The organism is Haloarcula mannanilytica, from assembly GCF_005406125.1.
Classification (GTDB): Archaea; Halobacteriota; Halobacteria; order Halobacteriales; family Haloarculaceae; genus Haloarcula; species Haloarcula mannanilytica.
This window is the reverse complement of the sequence record NZ_BIXZ01000001.1, coordinates 806887-824523: the sequence shown is the minus strand read 5'-3', so window position 1 is coordinate 824523 and position 17637 is coordinate 806887. Positions and strand designations below refer to the sequence as shown.

At 64.6% G+C, this 17637-nt stretch carries 21 protein-coding genes and 2 tRNA genes; 22 read left to right on the top strand and 1 reads right to left on the bottom strand.

Annotated features, from left to right (window positions below; translation table 11 throughout):
* Window positions 1-3: 3 nt before the first annotated feature.
* On the bottom strand, window positions 4-303 hold the full coding sequence (locus Harman_RS04160; protein WP_137682541.1) for a hypothetical protein: 300 nt from the start codon (window positions 301-303) through the stop codon (window positions 4-6).
* A gap of 220 nt (window positions 304-523) precedes the next feature.
* Here Harman_RS04160 and Harman_RS04155 point away from each other — a divergent pair.
* The 22 genes from Harman_RS04155 (at window position 524) to idsA3 (ending at window position 17613) form a co-directional block, all read left to right on the top strand.
* Window positions 524-608: transfer RNA gene (locus Harman_RS04155), tRNA-Ser, on the top strand.
* Window positions 609-629: 21 nt separating this feature from the next.
* Window positions 630-1163 (top strand): 30S ribosomal protein S13, encoded by a 534-nt coding sequence (locus Harman_RS04150; protein WP_137682540.1) that lies wholly within the window; start codon window positions 630-632, stop codon window positions 1161-1163.
* Window positions 1163-1678: a 30S ribosomal protein S4 gene (locus tag Harman_RS04145; protein ID WP_004516803.1), complete on the top strand. Its 516-nt coding sequence runs from the start codon at window positions 1163-1165 to the stop codon at window positions 1676-1678. Before Harman_RS04150 ends, Harman_RS04145 begins: the two co-directional genes overlap by 1 nt.
* Entirely contained in the window at window positions 1675-2064 is a 390-nt protein-coding gene (locus tag Harman_RS04140; RefSeq protein WP_004516802.1) for a 30S ribosomal protein S11, read from the top strand. Before Harman_RS04145 ends, Harman_RS04140 begins: the two co-directional genes overlap by 4 nt.
* A gap of 3 nt (window positions 2065-2067) precedes the next feature.
* Window positions 2068-2847, top strand: a complete 780-nt coding sequence (locus tag Harman_RS04135) for a DNA-directed RNA polymerase subunit D (RefSeq protein WP_137682539.1) — start codon at window positions 2068-2070, stop codon at window positions 2845-2847.
* 104 nt (window positions 2848-2951) lie between these two features.
* A tRNA-Leu gene (locus tag Harman_RS04130) sits at window positions 2952-3036 on the top strand.
* A gap of 24 nt (window positions 3037-3060) precedes the next feature.
* Window positions 3061-3411, top strand: coding sequence for a 50S ribosomal protein L18e (locus tag Harman_RS04125; RefSeq protein WP_004516800.1), 351 nt, complete (start codon window positions 3061-3063; stop codon window positions 3409-3411).
* Complete coding sequence (locus Harman_RS04120) at window positions 3408-3845, top strand: 50S ribosomal protein L13 (protein WP_137682538.1); 438 nt, start codon at window positions 3408-3410, stop codon at window positions 3843-3845. The genes Harman_RS04125 and Harman_RS04120 overlap by 4 nt, the downstream gene beginning before the upstream one ends.
* On the top strand, window positions 3839-4237 hold the full coding sequence (locus tag Harman_RS04115) for a 30S ribosomal protein S9 (protein ID WP_004516798.1): 399 nt from the start codon (window positions 3839-3841) through the stop codon (window positions 4235-4237). Before Harman_RS04120 ends, Harman_RS04115 begins: the two co-directional genes overlap by 7 nt.
* Window positions 4238-4249: 12 nt before the next feature.
* Window positions 4250-4450: a DNA-directed RNA polymerase subunit N gene (locus Harman_RS04110; RefSeq protein ID WP_004516797.1), complete on the top strand. Its 201-nt coding sequence runs from the start codon at window positions 4250-4252 to the stop codon at window positions 4448-4450.
* Window positions 4447-4620, top strand: a complete 174-nt coding sequence (locus Harman_RS04105; RefSeq protein WP_004516796.1) for a DNA-directed RNA polymerase subunit K — start codon at window positions 4447-4449, stop codon at window positions 4618-4620. Before Harman_RS04110 ends, Harman_RS04105 begins: the two co-directional genes overlap by 4 nt.
* Window positions 4621-4622: 2 nt before the next feature.
* Complete coding sequence (gene eno / locus Harman_RS04100) at window positions 4623-5828, top strand: phosphopyruvate hydratase (RefSeq protein WP_137682537.1); 1206 nt, start codon at window positions 4623-4625, stop codon at window positions 5826-5828.
* Entirely contained in the window at window positions 5825-6631 is an 807-nt protein-coding gene (rpsB, locus tag Harman_RS04095; protein ID WP_137682536.1) for a 30S ribosomal protein S2, read from the top strand. The genes eno and rpsB overlap by 4 nt, the downstream gene beginning before the upstream one ends.
* Window positions 6632-6735: 104 nt before the next feature.
* Complete coding sequence (locus Harman_RS04090) at window positions 6736-7119, top strand: DUF5518 domain-containing protein (protein ID WP_137682535.1); 384 nt, start codon at window positions 6736-6738, stop codon at window positions 7117-7119.
* Between the two features lie 66 nt (window positions 7120-7185).
* On the top strand, window positions 7186-7566 hold the full coding sequence (locus Harman_RS04085; RefSeq protein WP_137682534.1) for a DUF5518 domain-containing protein: 381 nt from the start codon (window positions 7186-7188) through the stop codon (window positions 7564-7566).
* A 71-nt stretch (window positions 7567-7637) separates the two neighbouring features.
* The gene (locus tag Harman_RS04080; protein WP_137682533.1) at window positions 7638-8975 is read left to right on the top strand and encodes a cytochrome P450; all 1338 of its coding nucleotides are present in this window, start codon (window positions 7638-7640) and stop codon (window positions 8973-8975) included.
* 294 nt (window positions 8976-9269) lie between these two features.
* Window positions 9270-11465: a PAS domain S-box protein gene (locus Harman_RS04075; RefSeq protein WP_137682532.1), complete on the top strand. Its 2196-nt coding sequence runs from the start codon at window positions 9270-9272 to the stop codon at window positions 11463-11465.
* Between the two features lie 64 nt (window positions 11466-11529).
* On the top strand, window positions 11530-12513 hold the full coding sequence (gene mvk / locus Harman_RS04070; RefSeq protein ID WP_137682531.1) for a mevalonate kinase: 984 nt from the start codon (window positions 11530-11532) through the stop codon (window positions 12511-12513).
* Window positions 12510-13262 carry an isopentenyl phosphate kinase gene (locus Harman_RS04065; RefSeq protein ID WP_137682530.1) on the top strand — a complete coding sequence of 251 codons (753 nt, stop codon included), beginning with the start codon at window positions 12510-12512 and terminating at the stop codon, window positions 13260-13262. Before mvk ends, Harman_RS04065 begins: the two co-directional genes overlap by 4 nt.
* 158 nt (window positions 13263-13420) lie before the next feature.
* Window positions 13421-14956: a hypothetical protein gene (locus Harman_RS04060; protein ID WP_137682529.1), complete on the top strand. Its 1536-nt coding sequence runs from the start codon at window positions 13421-13423 to the stop codon at window positions 14954-14956.
* 265 nt (window positions 14957-15221) lie between these two features.
* Window positions 15222-16568 (top strand): ribonuclease J, encoded by a 1347-nt coding sequence (locus Harman_RS04055; protein WP_137682528.1) that lies wholly within the window; start codon window positions 15222-15224, stop codon window positions 16566-16568.
* Window positions 16569-16572: 4 nt separating this feature from the next.
* Complete coding sequence (gene idsA3, locus Harman_RS04050) at window positions 16573-17613, top strand: geranylfarnesyl diphosphate synthase (protein WP_137682527.1); 1041 nt, start codon at window positions 16573-16575, stop codon at window positions 17611-17613.
* Window positions 17614-17637 lie beyond the last annotated feature (24 nt).

Sequence of the window (17637 nt, the reverse complement as noted above, 5' to 3'; positions counted from 1 at the left end):
TCTCTATGGGTGTCGGAACACGTAGACGCTGTCGTCGTCGAACTCGGCGCGCAGTTCGCCGTTGTCGTTGTCAAACACCAGTCGGTCGGGCGTCCCCGCGAACGAGTGTAGCGGCATACCCGTGTCGACCGTGCCGTCGGGAGCTATTGCGACGTGGGCTCGGCTACCGAAGTCGGCCCGCAGCGTTCCGTCGTCCGCCTCGGTGACGGCCTCGGGTCCCGCGAACTGTTCCAGTTGGTCACGGACTGCTGCCCGGTCGGTCGGGTCCACACTGATACCGCCGTCGCTGATACGTTGGCGCATGTCGAGACCGACAGAGTCCAAAGGGGAATATATTGGGCCGGAGTTTCGCGAACGCCGTGCTGCTTGCTATTACATGTCTTGGCTGGTATGCTGGAGACTCACGCGGCCGGCCCCCTTCGTTGCGTTTAAATACAACCCCGGAATAGAATCGGATAGACTCGTGTAGGGGGACCGGCCCCCGAGTCCGCGTGCTGCGGGCGCGAGTGTCATAGAAAAGCGTGTCGTGGTAGCCAAGCCTGGCCCAAGGCGCAGGGTTGCTAACTCTGTGGCGTACAGCCTCCGGGGTTCGAATCCCCGCCACGACGCTCACCCATCAGTACCTACATATGAGTGCAGAAGACCCCAACGCGGGCGAGGACGCGGATGCCGACGAGGAGGAGGACATCCGCTATTTCGTCCGTATCGGACAGACAGACCTTGACGGGACGAAATCCGTCGAGCGAGCACTGACAGAACTGAACGGTATCGGCCACCGGGCCGCCCGAATTATCGCCCAGAAGGCGGATGTCGACCGGCGCGCGGTCTTCGGCAAGCTCGATGACGATGTCATCGAGCGCGTCGTCGACCACGTCGAGAACTTCGCTGACGAGGTGCCCGAGTGGATGGCCAACCATCAGAAGGACTACTTCACCGGTGAGACCACCCACGAGACCGGCAACGACCTCCAACTCACCCGCCGGCAGGACATCAACCGCATGAAGATGATCGACTCCTACCGCGGTGTCCGTCACAAGCGCGGCCAGAAGGTCCGTGGACAGCGCACGAAGTCCACCGGCCGGACGGAGGGGACCATCGGCGTCAACGTCGAGGCGATCAAGGAAGAGCAGGCTGAGGAAGCCGCCGCGGAGGATGACGAATAATGGCGCTTGGTTCGAACACGAAGTTCTACGAGACCCCGAATCATCCCTTCCAGGGCGAGCGTATCGCCGACGAGGCCAACCTCATCGGCCGCTACGGCCTGAAGAACAAAGAAGAGCTCTGGCGCGCACAGTCCGAGCTGCGTGGCTACCGCCGCGAGGCCCGGAAGCTGCTGGGCAGCGCCGGCGAGCACGAAACGGAGGCCGAGGAGTTCCTCGCCCGACTCAAGCGCTACGGCATCCTCAACGAGCAGGACCAGCTCGACGACGTGCTGTCGCTTGACGTGACCGACGTGCTGGAACGTCGCCTGCAGACGGTCGTCTACCGCAAGGGCTACGCCAACACGCCCGAGCAGGCACGCCAGTTCATCGTCCACGGACACATCGTGCTGGACGACGCTCGCGTCACCCGACCCGGCATGACGGTGGAAACCGCCGTCGAGAGCTCGGTCGGCTTCGACGAGCACAGCTCACTGTCGGACGAACTCCATCCTGAGCGCGCGGAGGCCCAAGAATGAGCGAAGAAACCGAAGACATCTGGGGCATCGCCCACGTGCACGCATCGTTCAACAACACGATCATCACCATCACCGACCAGACCGGCGCGGAGACGCTCGCAAAGAGCTCCGGCGGGACGGTCGTCAAGCAGAACCGCGACGAAGCGTCGCCGTACGCGGCGATGCAGATGGCCGAGGTCGTTGCGGAGAAAGCCCTCGACCGCGGCGTCGAAGGCGTCGACGTTCGGGTCCGTGGTCCTGGCGGCAACCTCCAGACCTCGCCCGGTCCGGGTGCGCAGGCGACGATCCGCGCACTCGCCCGAGCAGGACTGGAGATCGGCCGCATCGAGGATGTCACGCCGACCCCGCACGACGGCACTCGTGCACCCAAGAACTCCGGATTCTAACCAATGACACAGGACTACGAGGTTGAGTTCGTCGAACGCGGTGAGCGCGAGGCCCGCATCCTCGTGCGCGGCATCACGCCGGCGTTTGCCAACGGCATCCGGCGAGCGATGGTCGCGGACGTGCCGACGTTCAGTATCGACACGGTCCGCGTCATCGAGAACACCAGCGTGATGTTCAACGAGCAGATCGGTCTCCGATTGGGACTGGTCCCGCTGACGACCGACCTCGACGACTTCGAGATCGGCGACGAGGTGACGCTGTCGCTGTCCGTCGACGGGCCGGCCACGGCCTACTCCAGTGACCTCGTCTCCTCGGACCCGATGGTCGAGGCGGCCGACGACAACATCCCGATCATCGACCTCAAGGACGGCCAGCGCCTCGAAGTCGAGGCCGACGCCGTCCTCGACACCGGTCGGGAACACGCCAAACACCAGGGCGGCGTGGCCGTCGGCTACCGACACCTCCAGCAGGTGGAGGTCGTCGGCGACCTCGGCGAGTTTGAGGACGACGACCCGAACATCCTGCGTGGCGTCATCGAAGAGCAGGCGGCCGAACACGCCGCCGGCGACGCCACCAACGGCGAACTCGTCGCGACAGACGAGTTCGACAACGACCTCCGGAACCGCTACCCCGGCAAAGATGTCGAGGTTTCGGACGTGCCGAACGCGTTCGTGTTCCACGTCGAGACGGACGGGTCGTTCACCGCTGAGGAACTGGTCCTGCGCGCGGTCGAGACGCTGCGTGACCGCGCGACCGAACTGAAAGACGCAGTCCAACTGTAACGACACAATGTCCCGATACAACTCCACGGCGCCGATGACCGCCCGCTCCCCGAGCGCGAGGACCGAAAGGGGTTTTACGGGGCACGCAAAACGAACAATCGCGCGCAGGGATAGCCAAGTTTGGCCAACGGCGCAGCGTTCAGGGCGCTGTCCCGTAGGGGTCCGCAGGTTCAAATCCTGCTCCCTGCACTTTTCCTACAACGGAGGAATCAAATGAGCAAGACGAACCCGAGACTCAGTAGTCTCATCGCCGACCTGAAGTCAGCCGCCCGCAGCTCGGGCGGTGCTGTCTGGGGCGACGTCGCCGAGCGCTTAGAAAAGCCACGGCGCACACACGCGGAAGTCAACCTCGGCCGTATCGAACGATACGCCCAGGAAGACGAAACCGTCGTTGTGCCCGGCAAGGTGCTTGGCTCCGGTGTCCTGCAGAAGGATGTCACCGTCGCCGCCGTCGACTTCTCCGGAACCGCCGAGACGAAGATCGACCAGGTTGGAGAGGCTGTATCACTCGAACAGGCAATCGAAAACAACCCAGAAGGCTCCCACGTCCGGGTGATCCGATGAGCGTCGCAGAGTTCGACGCGGATGTCATCGTTGACGCCCGCGACTGTATCATGGGCCGTGTCGCATCACAGGTCGCCGACCAGGCCCTCGACGGCGAGACGATCGCTGTCGTCAACGCCGAACGCGCCGTGATCACCGGCCGAGAGGAGCAGATCACGGAGAAGTACAAGAAGCGTGTCGACATCGGTAACGACAACGGGTACTTCTACCCCAAGCGACCGGACGGCATCTTCAAGCGCACCATCCGTGGCATGCTGCCCCACAAGAAGCAGCGTGGCCGCGAGGCGTTCGAGAACGTCCGTGTCTACCTCGGCAACCCGTACGACGAGGACGGCGAGGTTCTGGACGGCACGTCGCTTGACCGACTGTCGAACATCAAGTTCGTCACGCTGGGCGAGGTCAGCGAAACACTTGGAGCGAACAAGACATGGTAACGAACACGTCTGGTAAGAAGAAGACCGCCGTCGCCCGCGCGACCGTTCGCGAGGGCGAGGGCCGCGTGCGTATCGACTCGCAGCCGGTCGAACTCGTCGACCCCGAGCTGGCGCAACTCAAGATGCTGGAACCGTTCCGCATCGCTGAGGACGACCTCCGCGGCGAGGTCGACGTGGAAGTGTCCGTCGAAGGTGGCGGCGTCATGGGGCAGGCAGACGCTGCCCGAACCGCCATCGCTCGCGGGCTCGTCGACCACACCAACGACGCCGAACTCCGTGACGCGTTCATGGAGTTCGACCGCTCGCTGCTGGTCAACGACGTTCGCCAGTCCGAACCCAAGAAGTGGGGCGGTCCCGGAGCGCGGGCCCGCTACCAGAAGTCCTACCGCTGAGGTGATTCAAGCATGATGGTACCGGTCCGGTGTTTCACCTGCGGCAACGTCGTCGGCGAGCACTGGGAGGAGTTCAAGGCACGCACCCGCGAGGCCGAGGAGCCCGAGGACCCGGAGAAGGTCCTCGACGAACTCGGCGTCGAGCGGCACTGCTGTCGCCGGATGCTCGTCTCGCACAAAGACCTCGTCGACATCGTCTCACCTTACCAATGAACGCACAGGAAAGCCGCTACGAGAAGGCCCGCAAACTCGGCGCACGAGCGCTGCAGTTGGCCCACGGTGCGCCTGTGCTCATCGAGACGGAACACACCCAGCCGATCCTCATTGCAGCCGAGGAGTACGACGCTGGCGTCCTACCGTTTACGGTCAACAGGAGTGACTAACGATGACGCTCATCACTGACGTACGACTCCGCCGCGTTCTCGACTCGCGTGGCAACGCGACCGTCGAGGCCGACGTGCTCACCGAGAGTGGGGGCTTCGGCCGTGGCAAGGCACCGAGTGGTGCGAGCACGGGCGAGTACGAGGCTATCGAACTCCCCGCCAACGAAGCCATCGCCAACGCCCGCGAGGAAGCGCTCCCGCGGCTCATCGGTGAGGTCCACGCCGGGAACCAGCGTGATGTCGACGCAGCACTCCACGCCGCCGACGGCACCGACGACTTCTCCGGTATCGGCGCAAACAGCGCGGTCGCCATCTCGATGGCTGCCGCGAAAGCCGGCGCTGACGTGCTGGGCGCACCGCTGTACCAGCACCTGGGCGGCACCTTCCGGGGCAACGAGTACCCGACGCCGCTTGGCAACATCATCGGCGGCGGCGAACACGCCGCGGATGCGACCAACATCCAGGAGTTCCTCGCGGCCCCCGTCGGCGCACCGAGCGTCGAGGAGGCCGTCTTCGCCAACGCCGCGGTCCACCAGGAGGTCCATGACATCCTGGCCGACCGCGACCTGCCAGCGGGCAAGGGCGACGAAGGGGCCTGGGCACCGTCCATCTCGGACGACGAAGCGTTTGAGATCATGGACGAGGCCGTCGAGACCGTCGCCGACGACTTCGGCTTCGCAATTTCCTTTGGCCTCGACGTGGCCGGTGCGGAACTGTACGACGCCGAGGAGGACGGCTACGTCTACGACGACGGCGTCAAGTCCACCGAGGAGCAGATCGAGTACATCGCCGGGAAGGTCGAGGAGTACGACCTCGTCTACGTCGAGGACCCCCTCGACGAGAACGATTACGAGGCCTTCGCGGACCTGACCGCACAGGTCGGTGACCAGACGCTCGTCTGCGGTGACGACCTGTTTGTCACGAACGTCGAGCGCCTCCAGGCCGGCATCAACGCCGACGCCGGCAACTCCATCCTGATCAAGCCGAACCAGATCGGGACCCTGACCGACGCTGTCGACGCCATCGAACTGGCGACGGCAAACGGCTACGAGTCCGTGGTCTCCCACCGCAGCGGCGAGACCGAAGACACGACGATCGCACACCTCGCTGTCGCCACTGACGCACCGTTCATCAAGACCGGCGCGGTCGGCGGCGAGCGCACAGCCAAGCTGAACGAACTAATCCGTATCGAGGACAACGCAGTATGAGCGGCAACGAAAAAGAAGGTCTCGACGCGTCAGACTCCGACTTCGACCCGTCCGACGAGGACGAGGACGAAGCGGTCGACGCGGAGACCGAAACGGAAGCCGAACAGCCCGCCGACGACGCCGCCGAGGCGACAGAGGCCGAACCAACCGATGCCGACACGGAGGCCGACGAGGCCGCCGGCCCGCAGCTGGACGAAGATGTCATGCCTGACGAGCAGTCCGAGGCCGACCTCCTCATCCCCGTCGAGGATTACCTCGGCGCTGGTGTCCATATCGGGACCCAGCAGAAGACCCAGGACATGGAGCGGTTCATCCACCGCGTCCGGACCGACGGGCTCTACGTGCTGGACGTCTCGATGACCGACGAGCGCATCCGCACCGCCGCGGACTTCCTGGCTAACTACGAACCGGAGCAGATCCTGGCCGCGTCGTCGCGCCAGTACGGCCGATTCCCGGCCGAGAAGTTCGCCGAAGCGATCGGCGCGCGCGTCCGTACCGGCCGGTTCATCCCCGGCACGCTGACCAACCCCGACTACGACGGCTACATCGAGCCTGACATCGTGGTCGTCACCGACCCCATCGGTGACGCCCAGGCTGTCAAGGAGGCCATCACGGTCGGCATCCCGGTCATCGCGATGTGTGACTCTAACAACACCACGTCGAACGTCGACCTGGTCGTCCCGACGAACAACAAGGGGCGCAAGGCGCTGTCGGTCGTCTACTGGCTGCTGGCCAACGAGACGCTCGACCGCCGCGGTGCCGAGCCGACGTACGGACTCGACGACTTCGAGTCCGACATCTAACGTCGCTGCTGCTTCGTTTCGTTTTCCGGCCCGCCGACCAGCGAGTGGCGACGCCGGTGTCGCCAACACAAGACCTACCACGAGGCCCGGAGAAGCACCGGGAAATGGGAGAGGGAGACACGTTCGTCAACGCCGTCATCGGAGCTGTTGCAACCGCCCTGCTGAGCGGGTTCGTCCCGCTCGCGCCGTTACTCGGCGGTGGAATCGCCGGCTACCTCGAAGGGGGCGGACGAGACGACGGGGTCCGTGTCGGGTTCCTGTCCGGCGTCATCGGGCTGGCGGTCTCGCTGGTCTTCTTCGCGGTCGTGTTCGTCTTCCTGACCGCGTTCCTGGCGATCGTTCCCGACGCGCTCGGCGTATTCGGCGCGATGGGGCTACTCGTACTCGTCGTCGGAACGATCATGACCGCCGCGTACTTCCTCGGCCTGAGCGCGCTCGGGGGCTGGCTGGGCAACTACGTCAAGTACGACACCACCATTGGCGACTGAGCGGGCAGCCCTGCGGCCCGAAACCGTCGATACCTACATCAACGGGGAACCCACTACGAGCAACGCATGCGCGAGTCGGTGACCAACGCCGGTATCGGGGCGCTCGTCACGATTGCCCTGTCGTTCGTTCCGTTCTCGTCAGTGGCCGGGGGTGCCGTGGCCGCGGCGAATCAGGGTGGTTGCTACCGGACGGGTCTCTGGCTGGGGACGCTGGCCGGCGTCTGTGCGATGGTGCCGCTGCTTGCCCTCTTTATACCGGCGCTGTATATCGCCGGCCTACTCGGGTTCGGAATTCCGCCCGGAGCGCCGGGGTACGACCTGTTCCTGGCGCTAGTCTTTATCTTCTTTCTGCTGTACACGGTGGGCTTGAGCGCGCTTGGTGGCCTCGGCGGCGTCTGGATTGTCGGGCACACCGACTGGAATCTGGACGCCGACCGCTGGCTCTGAACCCGCTCGATAGTTTCTATACCCGGTGATTTGGCATGCGGTTCAAACGTGTCCGACTCTAACAAGGGGTAATGTCAAAGACGCCGCCCGGACCGAAGGGCGAACCGCTGTTCGGCAGTAGCCGCACGTACGCTCGGGACCCGTTCCGGTTCATCTCGGCACTGGAGCAGGCTTACGGAAACGTCGCCCGCTTCGATATGGGGCCGATGGACACGGTCATGCTGTGTGACCCGACGGCAATCGAGCGCGTGCTGGTCTCGGAGGCCGATCAGTTCCGCAAGCCCGACTTCCAGGGCGACGCGCTGGGGGACCTGCTGGGCGATGGCCTCCTACTGAGCGAGGGCGAGACGTGGGAGCAACAGCGGTCGCTCGCAAACCCCGCGTTCTCGATGGCGCGGCTGTCGGGGATGGCCGACCGCATTACCGGCCACGCGGAGGACCGGATTGACGACTGGGAGCACGGCGATGTCATTGACGCCGAGCAGTCGATGACGCGGGTCACGCTGGATGTAATTCTGGACCTGATGATGGGCGTCGAACTCTCCGAGCAGCGGGTCCGGACCATCGAGGAGCAACTGTTGCCGCTGGGCCAGCGGTTCGAACCGGACCCCATTCGGTTCGCCATGCCCCAATGGATGCCGATGCCCGACGACGCGGAGTTCAACCGCGCCGTGCGGACGCTCGATGAGGTGCTGGACGACATCATCGAAGTCCGCGAGGATTCGCTTGGGACGGTGGAGGACGGCCCGATGGACTTCCTGTCGGTGCTCCTTCGCGCCCGCGACGAGGGGAACCAGTCGCCCGAGCAACTGCGCGACGAGATGATGACGATGCTGCTTGCCGGCCACGACACGACGGCGCTGACGCTGACCTACACCTGGTTCCTGCTGTCGGAACACCCCGAAGTCGAACAGCGGGTCCACGAGGAACTGGACGCTGTCATCGGCGACGACCGACCGGGGATGGAACACGTCCGCGACCTGGAGTACCTCGAATGGGTGATTCAGGAGGCGATGCGGCTCTACCCGCCGGTGTACACTATCTTCCGGGAACCGACCGCGGACGTGACCTTGTCGGGGTATGAGGTAGATTCGGGAACGACACTGATGGTCCCCCAGTGGGGCGTCCACCGCTCCGAGCGGTTCTACGACGACCCCGAGACGTTCGATCCGGGGCGCTGGACGCCCGAGCGAGCCAGCGAGCGCCCGCGGTTCGCCTACTTCCCGTTCGGCGGCGGCCCGCGCCACTGCATCGGGAAGCACCTCGCCATGCTCGAAGCCCAGCTCATCACCGCGACGACGGCCAGCCAGTACCGACTGGAGTTCCAAGGGGAGACCCCCTTGGAACTGCTGCCGTCGCTGACGGCCCACCCGAGGCAGGACATGTCGATGCGCGTGCTGGAACGGTAGCTATGGCCTGGACCAACAGCCACACTGAGTCCCGGGGAATACCCCATAGCAGCGCCACAATCGTTTAGTGGCATAATCACTCTGTGATTGTAAGGACAGTCGAAAGCGGTCCTGTGGCCGACCAGCGCTACACCCCGACGCCCCGTTTCCGAGCGTTCCGGATCGGCCCACACCCGCGTTTCGATGATAGAGTATCATGGCACCCATACGTTCGAGCCACGAACTCACCGAGACGGTCAGCGGCGGTGACGACACTGGCTATGCTGGAATTGCGGACCTAGTGGAGGGCGTCGGATGACGCTTGTCCAGTCCCACGAAGCGACTGACCGAATCCGCGTGCTGCATGTCGACGATGACCCGGCGATCGGTGAACTCGTCGCGGCGTTCCTCGAACGCGAGAACGATCGGTTCGAGGTGCAGACGGTGACCGACGTTGCCGATGCCGAGGACGCGTTGGCTGACCGCAACGTTGACTGTGTCGTCTCGGACTACGACATGCCCGAGCGCAACGGCATCCAGTTTCTCGAAGCCGTTCGCCAGGATTATCCCGACCTTCCGTTCATACTCTACACCGGTAAGGGGTCAGAAGAGGTCGCCAGCGAGGCGATTTCAGCGGGCGTGACCGACTATCTACAAAAAGGGAGCGGACAAAACCAGTACGCCGTGCTGGCGAACCGCATTACGAACGCTGTCGAACACCACCGGTCACAGCAGGCGCTCAGCGAGCAGAACCGCAGGCTTCGAAGCTACGAGCGGATGGTGAACTCGATGCGGGAGACTGCCTGCATCTACGACACGGACGAGCGGTTCAAAATCGTCAACGAGGCGCTGGCGGAGTGGTACGGCATGAGCCGGGACGGACTGATAGGGCGCAAAAGCCTCCTCATCCCCCACATCCGCTCTGAAACCGAAGACGGCACTGACCCGTTTCAGGAACTGCTCGACGGGGAGCGAGACGAGTTCCGTGGGGAGACGGCACCGGATTTCCCGGACCAGGGCCACACGATAATGGACTACCGGCTGACCCCACTGAAGGTAGATGGGTCGATAGAGGGAGTCGTCGGGGTGGCGCGTCACATCACCGACCGGAAAGAGCGCGAGCGTGAACTTCACCAGATTGAGCGTCGGTACCAGGCGGTTTTCAACGACCCGCAGCTCCTCACCGGGCTGCTTGCGACCGACGGGACCGTGCTTGAAATCAACCAGACGGCGATGGAGTACGTCGACGCCACACTTGCAGACGTACAAGGGATGCCGTTCTGGGAGACGCCGTGGTTCGATCACTCCACGGACGTACAACAGTCCGTCCGGGAGTGGATCGACCGCGCTGCGACCGGTGAGTACGTTCCGTTCGAAATCGGCCTCGTTCGTCCGGACGGCGACCCCTACACGGTTGAGGGCGTGTTCAGACCGGTCACGAACGACGACGGGGATGTCGTCTCGCTGCTCGTTTCCGGACGTGACATCACTGAGCGCAAGGACCGTCAGCGCGAACTGAAACAGTACGAGGCGTACTTACAGGAGTCGACCGACATCATCACCGTGCTCGACGAACAGGGGACCATCAAGTACGAGAGCCCCTCCGTGTCGCGGATTCTCGGCTACGACCCCGGAGAGTTGACTGGACAGAACGGGTTCGATTACATCCACCCGGACGACGTGGACAGTCTCCTAGAGACGTTCCGTGACCTCCTTTCGAACCCGAACGGGACCGCCACAGCCGAATGTCGGTTTCGAACCGCTGCCGGCGAATGGCGCTGGCTCGAAATCCACGGGACGAACCAGCTCGACCACGATGCCATCGGCGGCATCGTGACGAACAACCGCGATATCACCGAGCGCAAACAGCGCGAACAACAGCTCAAAGAACAAAACAAGCGGTTAGAGGAGTTCGCGAGCGTCGTCAGCCACGATCTCCGAAATCCGCTGACAGTGGCCCAGGGCCGGTTAGCACTCCTGCGAGAGGAGTGTGACAGCGACCACCTCGACGACATCGAACAGGCACACCAGCGGATGGACGCGCTGATCGAGGACCTGCTGGAACTCGCACGGGATGGCATGTCGCCGTCCGAGACGACTGCGGTCGACCTCGCTGATTTCGTCCGGAGCTGCTGGCAAAACGTCGAGACGGAAGCGGCGACACTCGTCACCGACATCGATCTCGCTGTCGTTGCCGACGAGAGCAGGCTCCGACAGCTGTTCGAGAACCTCATCCGGAACGCAGTCGAACACGGCGGCGACGAGGTGACCGTCACCGTCGGGGAACACGACGGTGGCTTTTACGTCGAGGACGACGGTCCTGGCATCCCCGAAGACGACCGCAAGACGGTGTTCGATGCCGGCTACTCGACGAGCGCAGAGGGGACGGGGTTCGGATTGCGCATCGTCGACCAGGTCGCTGAAGCCCACGGCTGGCAGGTCCGGGTAACCGAGGGACGTGACGGTGGCGCGCGGTTCGAGATTACCGGCGTCGATGCTGCCGCTTCGTAGTCGCCTGTCCCACGCGCCCTGCCACTCCGAAAACGCCTAACGCCCTGGGTGCACACGAGCGGGTATGGTCACGTCGAGCGCTCCCGGGAAGGTGTACCTGTTCGGGGAGCACGCGGTCGTCTACGGCGAGCCGGCGGTCCCCTGCGCTATCGAGCGGCGGGTACACGTCACGGCAACCGAGATCGATGAAGGGTTACGCATTCACGCGAACGACCTGCAACTGGACGGCTTTACCGTCGAGTACTCCGGCGACGGGGAGAGCCACCCGGACGTGGATGTCGCCGAATCGCTCGTCGAAGCCGGCATGGGATACGTCAACGAGGCGGTGGCACAGGCCCGCGACGCCGCCGATGCACCGGCGGCGGGCTTCGAGATATCAGTCGAGGGCGATATCCCGCTCGGGGCTGGGCTTGGGTCCTCGGCCGCGCTCGTCGTTGCAGCCATCGACGCGGCGACTAGAGAACTCGGCGTCGAACTGCCGGCAAGTGAGATCGCCGACCGCGCGTACCAGGTCGAACACGAGGTCCAGGACGGGCAGGCCTCCCGCGCGGACACGTTCTGCTCGGCGATGGGCGGGGCAGTCCGCGTTGAGGGCGACGACTGCCGGCGGCTGGACGGTATCGACACTCTCCCCTTCGTCATCGGCTACGACGGTGGGGCCGGCGACACCGGGGCACTGGTGGCCGGCGTCCGGGACCTCCGTGACGAGTACGACTTCGCTGCCGACACCGTCGCAGCAATCGGTGATGTCGTCCGCGAGGGCGAGGCGGTGCTTGGCACGGGCGACTACGAGACGCTGGGGGAACTGATGGATTTCAACCACGGGCTGCTCTCGGCGCTGGGCGTCTCCTCGCGGTCGCTGGATTCGATGGTGTGGGCGGCCCGCGACGCCGACGCCCACGGCGCGAAACTCACCGGGGCCGGCGGCGGCGGCTGTATCGTCGCGCTGGACGAGACCGACGACGCGCTCACGGCGCTGAAGTACACGCCGGGGTGTGAGAACGTCTTCCGTGCCGAACTGGACACCGACGGGGTCCGGCAGGAATGACGGTCGTTCTCAAACTCGGCGGGAGCGTCATCACGGAAAAAGACGAACCCGAGACGGTCGACCGGGCGGCCCTGTCGGCTGCGGTGACAGCCATCGTCGAGTCGGCAGTCGGCGACGACATCGTCATCGTCCACGGCGGCGGGAGCTTCGGCCACCATCACGCCGCCGAGTACGGCGTCAGCACGACCGCGGGGACCCACAACGTGGCCGGCGTACAGGCCATCCACGGCGCGATGTGCCGGCTCAACGCCGCCGTCGTTGATGCACTCACCGACCAGGGAGTCCCGGCCGTCCCGGTCCACCCGTTCTCGGCGGCCACGCGCGACGCCGACGGTGCCCTCTCACTGCCGACGGATCAGATCACGACGCTGCTGGACGAAGGGTTCGTCCCAGTTCTCCACGGCGACCTCGTCGCGCATGCCGGCGAAGGGGCGACAGTCCTCAGCGGCGACGAACTGGTCGTCGAACTCGCGCCCGCAGTCAACGCGGACCGCGTCGGCGTCTGTTCGACCGTTCCCGGCGTCCTCGACGAGGATGGGGCTGTCGTCGACAGCATCGAATCGTTCGACGCGGTGGCAGCGGTGCTGGGTGAGAGCGATGCGACGGACGTGTCAGGCGGGATGGCCGGCAAGGTCCGTGCGCTGCTCGCGCTCTCGGCCCCAGCAGTTGTGTTCGGTCCCGACGCACTCCCCGCGTTTCTCGCTGGTGAGAGTCCCGGGACGACTATCACCGGTGACCGCGGGGACTGACGGACCTGCTTGCCCCCTACATATCGCTAATCGGCCTGTAGATCGCTCAGACTGGCCGATAAACCGATCTTGTTAGTCACCGGATCCAGACAGGTAAACTAAATACCACTTCGTCAACCGTCGTAACATATTTGTCCTCTGTTATCAATTATGCGACTATGTCTGCAGTAGGTCTGACCGACGTTTATCGATACGGAACGAAGTTTTTCGGGACATTGCTCGTTGTCGCCGGCGTCGGTGGCGGCCTCATCGCTGTCGGATATGTTCTGATACAGAACGGCACACTCAGCTCGCTGCAGGGGAACGCGGGCTATCGCGCGATACTCGGCATCGCCGTCGGCGCGCTCGGCGGGTTCCTGTTGCTCTCCGGCCTGTTCGGGCTGGTGCATAAACTCGTCGCCGACGCGACGATGGCGGGCGCGCTCGCGGCACAGACGGCCCAGCCTGATGGGAGCAGTGAGGCAACCGGCGAGTCCTCGGCGAGCGAGCAGGCGGCAACCGGGGCAGCCACCGGCAGTGCTGCGACCGCCGCCGAATCGGACGCTGGAGCCGAGGACGCGGTCCCCGAGCCAGCGGGGTCCGAGAAACCGGCTCCGGAGCCAGCGGATCTCGATCCACAGGAGACGGAGCCTGCCGATGGTCCGGAACCCGCCGAGCCGCCGACAGCCGAATCCGATGTATCGGCACCGGTCGCTGACGCCGACCCGGATGCCAGTTCCACTGATCAATCGGAGATGCATGCGTCGCCACAGCCTGAAACAGAATCTCAGGCAGCAACACCGCCCGACGTGTCCGATACTGCGGCGGCTGAACCGGGGACGGCGGCGGCCGACGACACGCTGTCGGACGATGACCCGCTGACAGATGACCGTCCGGCGGCGGACGACGACGCGCAGGTGACCGATGACCCGCTGACGGACGCTTCTCCGGCGGTAGAGGAGGACACGCCGCCGACACCGACGGCTGACGAGACGGTGCCCCAGGCGACAGACGACAACTCGATGCCGTCAGCCACGGCGGAACAAGACGACCAGCTATCGGACCACCAGCCGGCGGAAACCGGTGCCGGGTCGGCACCGGAGACTCCCACCGGCGATTCGCCCCTGTCGAAACCCCCCGCCGACGCGGACGCGCCAGCGTCCCAGTCCGACCCCGGCGAGCAGTCGGACCGCGACCTGCTCGAACAGGATCCCAATGCGGAGCCGGAGTCAGGTACAGAGCCACAGGAGTGGACCCCGCCGGACCCCGAGGAATTCGACACACAGAGCGAGGAGCCGGTGTCTGCCGACGACTGGGGAGCTGACGAGTCGTCGGAGACAGACGACTGGGAGCCCGAGGCCGGTGACGCTACCGGGACGGCGGGGAGCGACGACACGGCGACTGATGACGCGGGCCAGCGCGACGCCGTGACAGAGGACACGCGACTGTTCGACGAGTCTGGGGACTCGGACGCACCGAGTGGTCCGCGGACGACTGATGACCTGTTCGGCGGCGGCACTGACGACGAGCCAACCAGTGACCGGGTCGATGAAAGCGGACAGACGGAGACGGGGCGACTGGATTCGGACGCACCTGTGGACACGGACGAATCTGTGGACACCGACGAGGACTCGACGCTCGCGGAGGACGGCATCACCGGTTTCGATGTGTCTAGTGACGACGACCCGCTTTCGGACGCGTTAGACGACGAGTAGCGACAAACCCACACCGTTTTAAGAAGCGCCGTTGTAGTCCGGAGTAACCGAGCGCACGGCCGCCCGCGGACTGCGGGACTGGCGGCCGGCAGACGGCGGATGTAAGTTGCGGGACGGAAGTCCCTCCCACTGCGGTTGCACAGGCTACGGGCGTACCCGACTGGCCTGGAGCGCCGACGCGGACGAGGTCGCTAACATTGCAGATACCGTCGTTGCCGTGCCCCACCGCAGACCCGCGGCCGGCTTTCCACTCGGAGCTACAACCATGGAAGTCGAAATCGCGACAATTGGCGGTTACGAGGCTGTAGGCCGACAGATGACGGCCGTCCGTGCAGGGGACGACGTCGTCATCTTCGACATGGGCCTGAACCTCTCGAAGGTACTGATTCACGACAACGTCGAGACCGAACGGATGCACTCGCTGGACCTCATCGACATGGGTGCCATCCCGGACGACCGGGTCATGTCCGACCTGGAAGGTGACGTGAAGGCGATCGTGCCGACACACGGCCACCTCGACCACATCGGCGCAATCTCGAAGCTTGCCCACCGCTACGACGCACCCATCGTCGCCTCGCCCTTTACCATCGAACTCGTCAAACAGCAGATCAAGAGCGAGGAGAAGTTCGGTGTCCAGAACGACCTCGTCAAGATGGAAGCCGGCGAGACGATGTCCATCGGCGAGCGCAACGAGCTGGAGTTTGTTAACGTCACACACTCCATCATCGACGCCATCAACCCCGTGCTCCACACACCGGAAGGCGCTGTCGTCTACGGGCTTGACAAGCGGATGGACCACACGCCGGTGATCGGCGACCCCATCGACATGAAGCGGTTCCGCGAGATCGGTCGCGAGGGCGAGGGCGTCCTCTGTTATATCGAAGACTGTACGAACGCCGGCCGGAAGGGCCGCACCCCCTCTGAATCCGTCGCTCGCCGCCACCTCAAAGATGTCATGACGAGCATCGAGGACTACGACGGCGGTATCGTCGCGACGACGTTCTCAAGCCACATCGCTCGTGTCAAAAGCCTCGTTGAGTTCGCCGACGACATCGGCCGCCAGCCGGTGCTGCTGGGCCGCTCGATGGAGAAGTACTCCGGCACCGCCGAACGACTTGACTTCGTCGACTTCCCGGAGGATCTTGGGATGTACGGCCACCGCAAATCCGTCGACCGAACGTTCAAGCGGATCATGAACGAGGGCAAGGAGAACTTCTTCCCCATCGTCACCGGCCACCAGGGCGAGCCCCGCGCGATGCTCACACGCATGGGCCGCGGCGAGACGCCCTACGAGCTAGACGACGGCGACAAGGTGCTGTTCTCGGCCCGGGTCATTCCGGAGCCGACCAACGAGGGCCAGCGCTACCAGTCCGAGAAACTGCTGGGTATGCAGGGCGCTCGCATCTACGACGACATCCACGTGTCGGGCCACCTCCGCAGCGAGGGCCACTACGAGATGCTCGACGCGCTCCAGCCCCAGAACGTCATCCCGGCTCACCAGAGCCTCGAAGGGTTCGCACCGTACGTCGACCTCGCCGAAGACATGGGCTACAAGGCCGGACGGGACCTCCACATCACCCGCAACGGCAACATGATCCAGCTCACAGAGTAAATCGATGTCCGAACGCCATCAGCAGGTCGAAGACGCGATTGTCGCCCGACGGGACCGGGTCAACGACGCCCTTCCCGAGGACCTTCCGGTCACGAAGCCGGACCACCTCTACGAGGCGTCGCGCTACTTGCTGGACGCTGGCGGGAAGCGACTCCGCCCGACAGTCCTGCTGCTGGTCGCGGAGTCGTTGCTGGATGTCGACCCGCTGACGGCAGACTACCGCGAGTTCCCGAGCCTTGACGGCGGGCAGGCCGATGTCATGTCGGCCGCCCTCGCTATCGAGGTCATCCAGACGTTCACGCTCATCCACGACGACATCATGGACGACGACGCGCTCCGCCGCGGGGTGCCCGCCGTCCACAAGGAGTACGACCTCTCGACGGCGATTCTCGCCGGCGACACGCTGTACTCGAAAGCCTTCGAGTTCCTGCTCGATACGGGCGCGGCCCCCGAGCGGACCGTCGACGCGAACAAGCGACTCGCAACGACGTGTACCCGCATCTGTGAGGGGCAGTCGCTGGACATCGAGTTCGAGCAACGTGATGTCGTCACGCCCGAGGAGTACCTGGAGATGGTCGAACTCAAGACGGCCGTGCTGTACGGCGCGGCCGCCTCGATTCCGGCCACGCTGCTGGGGGCCGACGCGGAGACAGTCGAGGCCCTGTACAACTACGGGCTTGACGTGGGCCGGGCGTTCCAGATTCAGGACGACCTGCTGGACCTGACGACGCCCTCCGAGAAACTGGGCAAGCAGCGAGGCTCGGACCTCGTCGAGAACAAGCAGACGCTGGTGACGCTGCATGCCCGCCAGCAGGGCGTCGACGTGGGCGACCTGGTCGATACGGACTCCGTCGAGGCTGTCTCGGAGGCTGAAATCGACGCGGCCGTCGAGCGCCTGCGTGAAGTGGGCTCTATCGAATACGCCCGCCAGACTGGCCAGGACCTCATCGCCAGCGGGAAGCAGAACCTCGAAGTCCTGCCGGACAACGAGTCGCGCTATCTGCTCGAAGGCATCGCGAACTACCTCGTCGAGCGCGACTACTAACGGCGGTCCGGGGACCTGTTTTTC

Bases quoted from the DNA above. Each gene is read 5' to 3' on its own strand.
- Harman_RS04080 (WP_137682533.1), top strand. From the start codon at position 7,638: ATGTCAAAGACGCCGCCCGGACCGAAGGGCGAACCGCTGTTCGGCAGT.
- Harman_RS04055 (WP_137682528.1), top strand. From the start codon at position 15,222: ATGGAAGTCGAAATCGCGACAATTGGCGGTTACGAGGCTGTAGGCCGA.
- Harman_RS04160 (WP_137682541.1), bottom strand. From the start codon at position 303: ATGCGCCAACGTATCAGCGACGGCGGTATCAGTGTGGACCCGACCGAC.
- Harman_RS04140 (WP_004516802.1), top strand. From the start codon at position 1,675: ATGAGCGAAGAAACCGAAGACATCTGGGGCATCGCCCACGTGCACGCA.
- Harman_RS04125 (WP_004516800.1), top strand. From the start codon at position 3,061: ATGAGCAAGACGAACCCGAGACTCAGTAGTCTCATCGCCGACCTGAAG.
- Harman_RS04065 (WP_137682530.1), top strand. From the start codon at position 12,510: ATGACGGTCGTTCTCAAACTCGGCGGGAGCGTCATCACGGAAAAAGAC.
- Harman_RS04135 (WP_137682539.1), top strand. From the start codon at position 2,068: ATGACACAGGACTACGAGGTTGAGTTCGTCGAACGCGGTGAGCGCGAG.
- idsA3 (WP_137682527.1), top strand. From the start codon at position 16,573: ATGTCCGAACGCCATCAGCAGGTCGAAGACGCGATTGTCGCCCGACGG.
- Harman_RS04150 (WP_137682540.1), top strand. From the start codon at position 630: ATGAGTGCAGAAGACCCCAACGCGGGCGAGGACGCGGATGCCGACGAG.
- Harman_RS04060 (WP_137682529.1), top strand. From the start codon at position 13,421: ATGTCTGCAGTAGGTCTGACCGACGTTTATCGATACGGAACGAAGTTT.
- Harman_RS04105 (WP_004516796.1), top strand. From the start codon at position 4,447: ATGAACGCACAGGAAAGCCGCTACGAGAAGGCCCGCAAACTCGGCGCA.
- Harman_RS04075 (WP_137682532.1), top strand. From the start codon at position 9,270: ATGACGCTTGTCCAGTCCCACGAAGCGACTGACCGAATCCGCGTGCTG.
- mvk (WP_137682531.1), top strand. From the start codon at position 11,530: ATGGTCACGTCGAGCGCTCCCGGGAAGGTGTACCTGTTCGGGGAGCAC.
- Harman_RS04085 (WP_137682534.1), top strand. From the start codon at position 7,186: ATGCGCGAGTCGGTGACCAACGCCGGTATCGGGGCGCTCGTCACGATT.
- Harman_RS04120 (WP_137682538.1), top strand. From the start codon at position 3,408: ATGAGCGTCGCAGAGTTCGACGCGGATGTCATCGTTGACGCCCGCGAC.
- eno (WP_137682537.1), top strand. From the start codon at position 4,623: ATGACGCTCATCACTGACGTACGACTCCGCCGCGTTCTCGACTCGCGT.
- Harman_RS04115 (WP_004516798.1), top strand. From the start codon at position 3,839: ATGGTAACGAACACGTCTGGTAAGAAGAAGACCGCCGTCGCCCGCGCG.
- Harman_RS04090 (WP_137682535.1), top strand. From the start codon at position 6,736: ATGGGAGAGGGAGACACGTTCGTCAACGCCGTCATCGGAGCTGTTGCA.
- rpsB (WP_137682536.1), top strand. From the start codon at position 5,825: ATGAGCGGCAACGAAAAAGAAGGTCTCGACGCGTCAGACTCCGACTTC.
- Harman_RS04110 (WP_004516797.1), top strand. From the start codon at position 4,250: ATGATGGTACCGGTCCGGTGTTTCACCTGCGGCAACGTCGTCGGCGAG.
- Harman_RS04145 (WP_004516803.1), top strand. From the start codon at position 1,163: ATGGCGCTTGGTTCGAACACGAAGTTCTACGAGACCCCGAATCATCCC.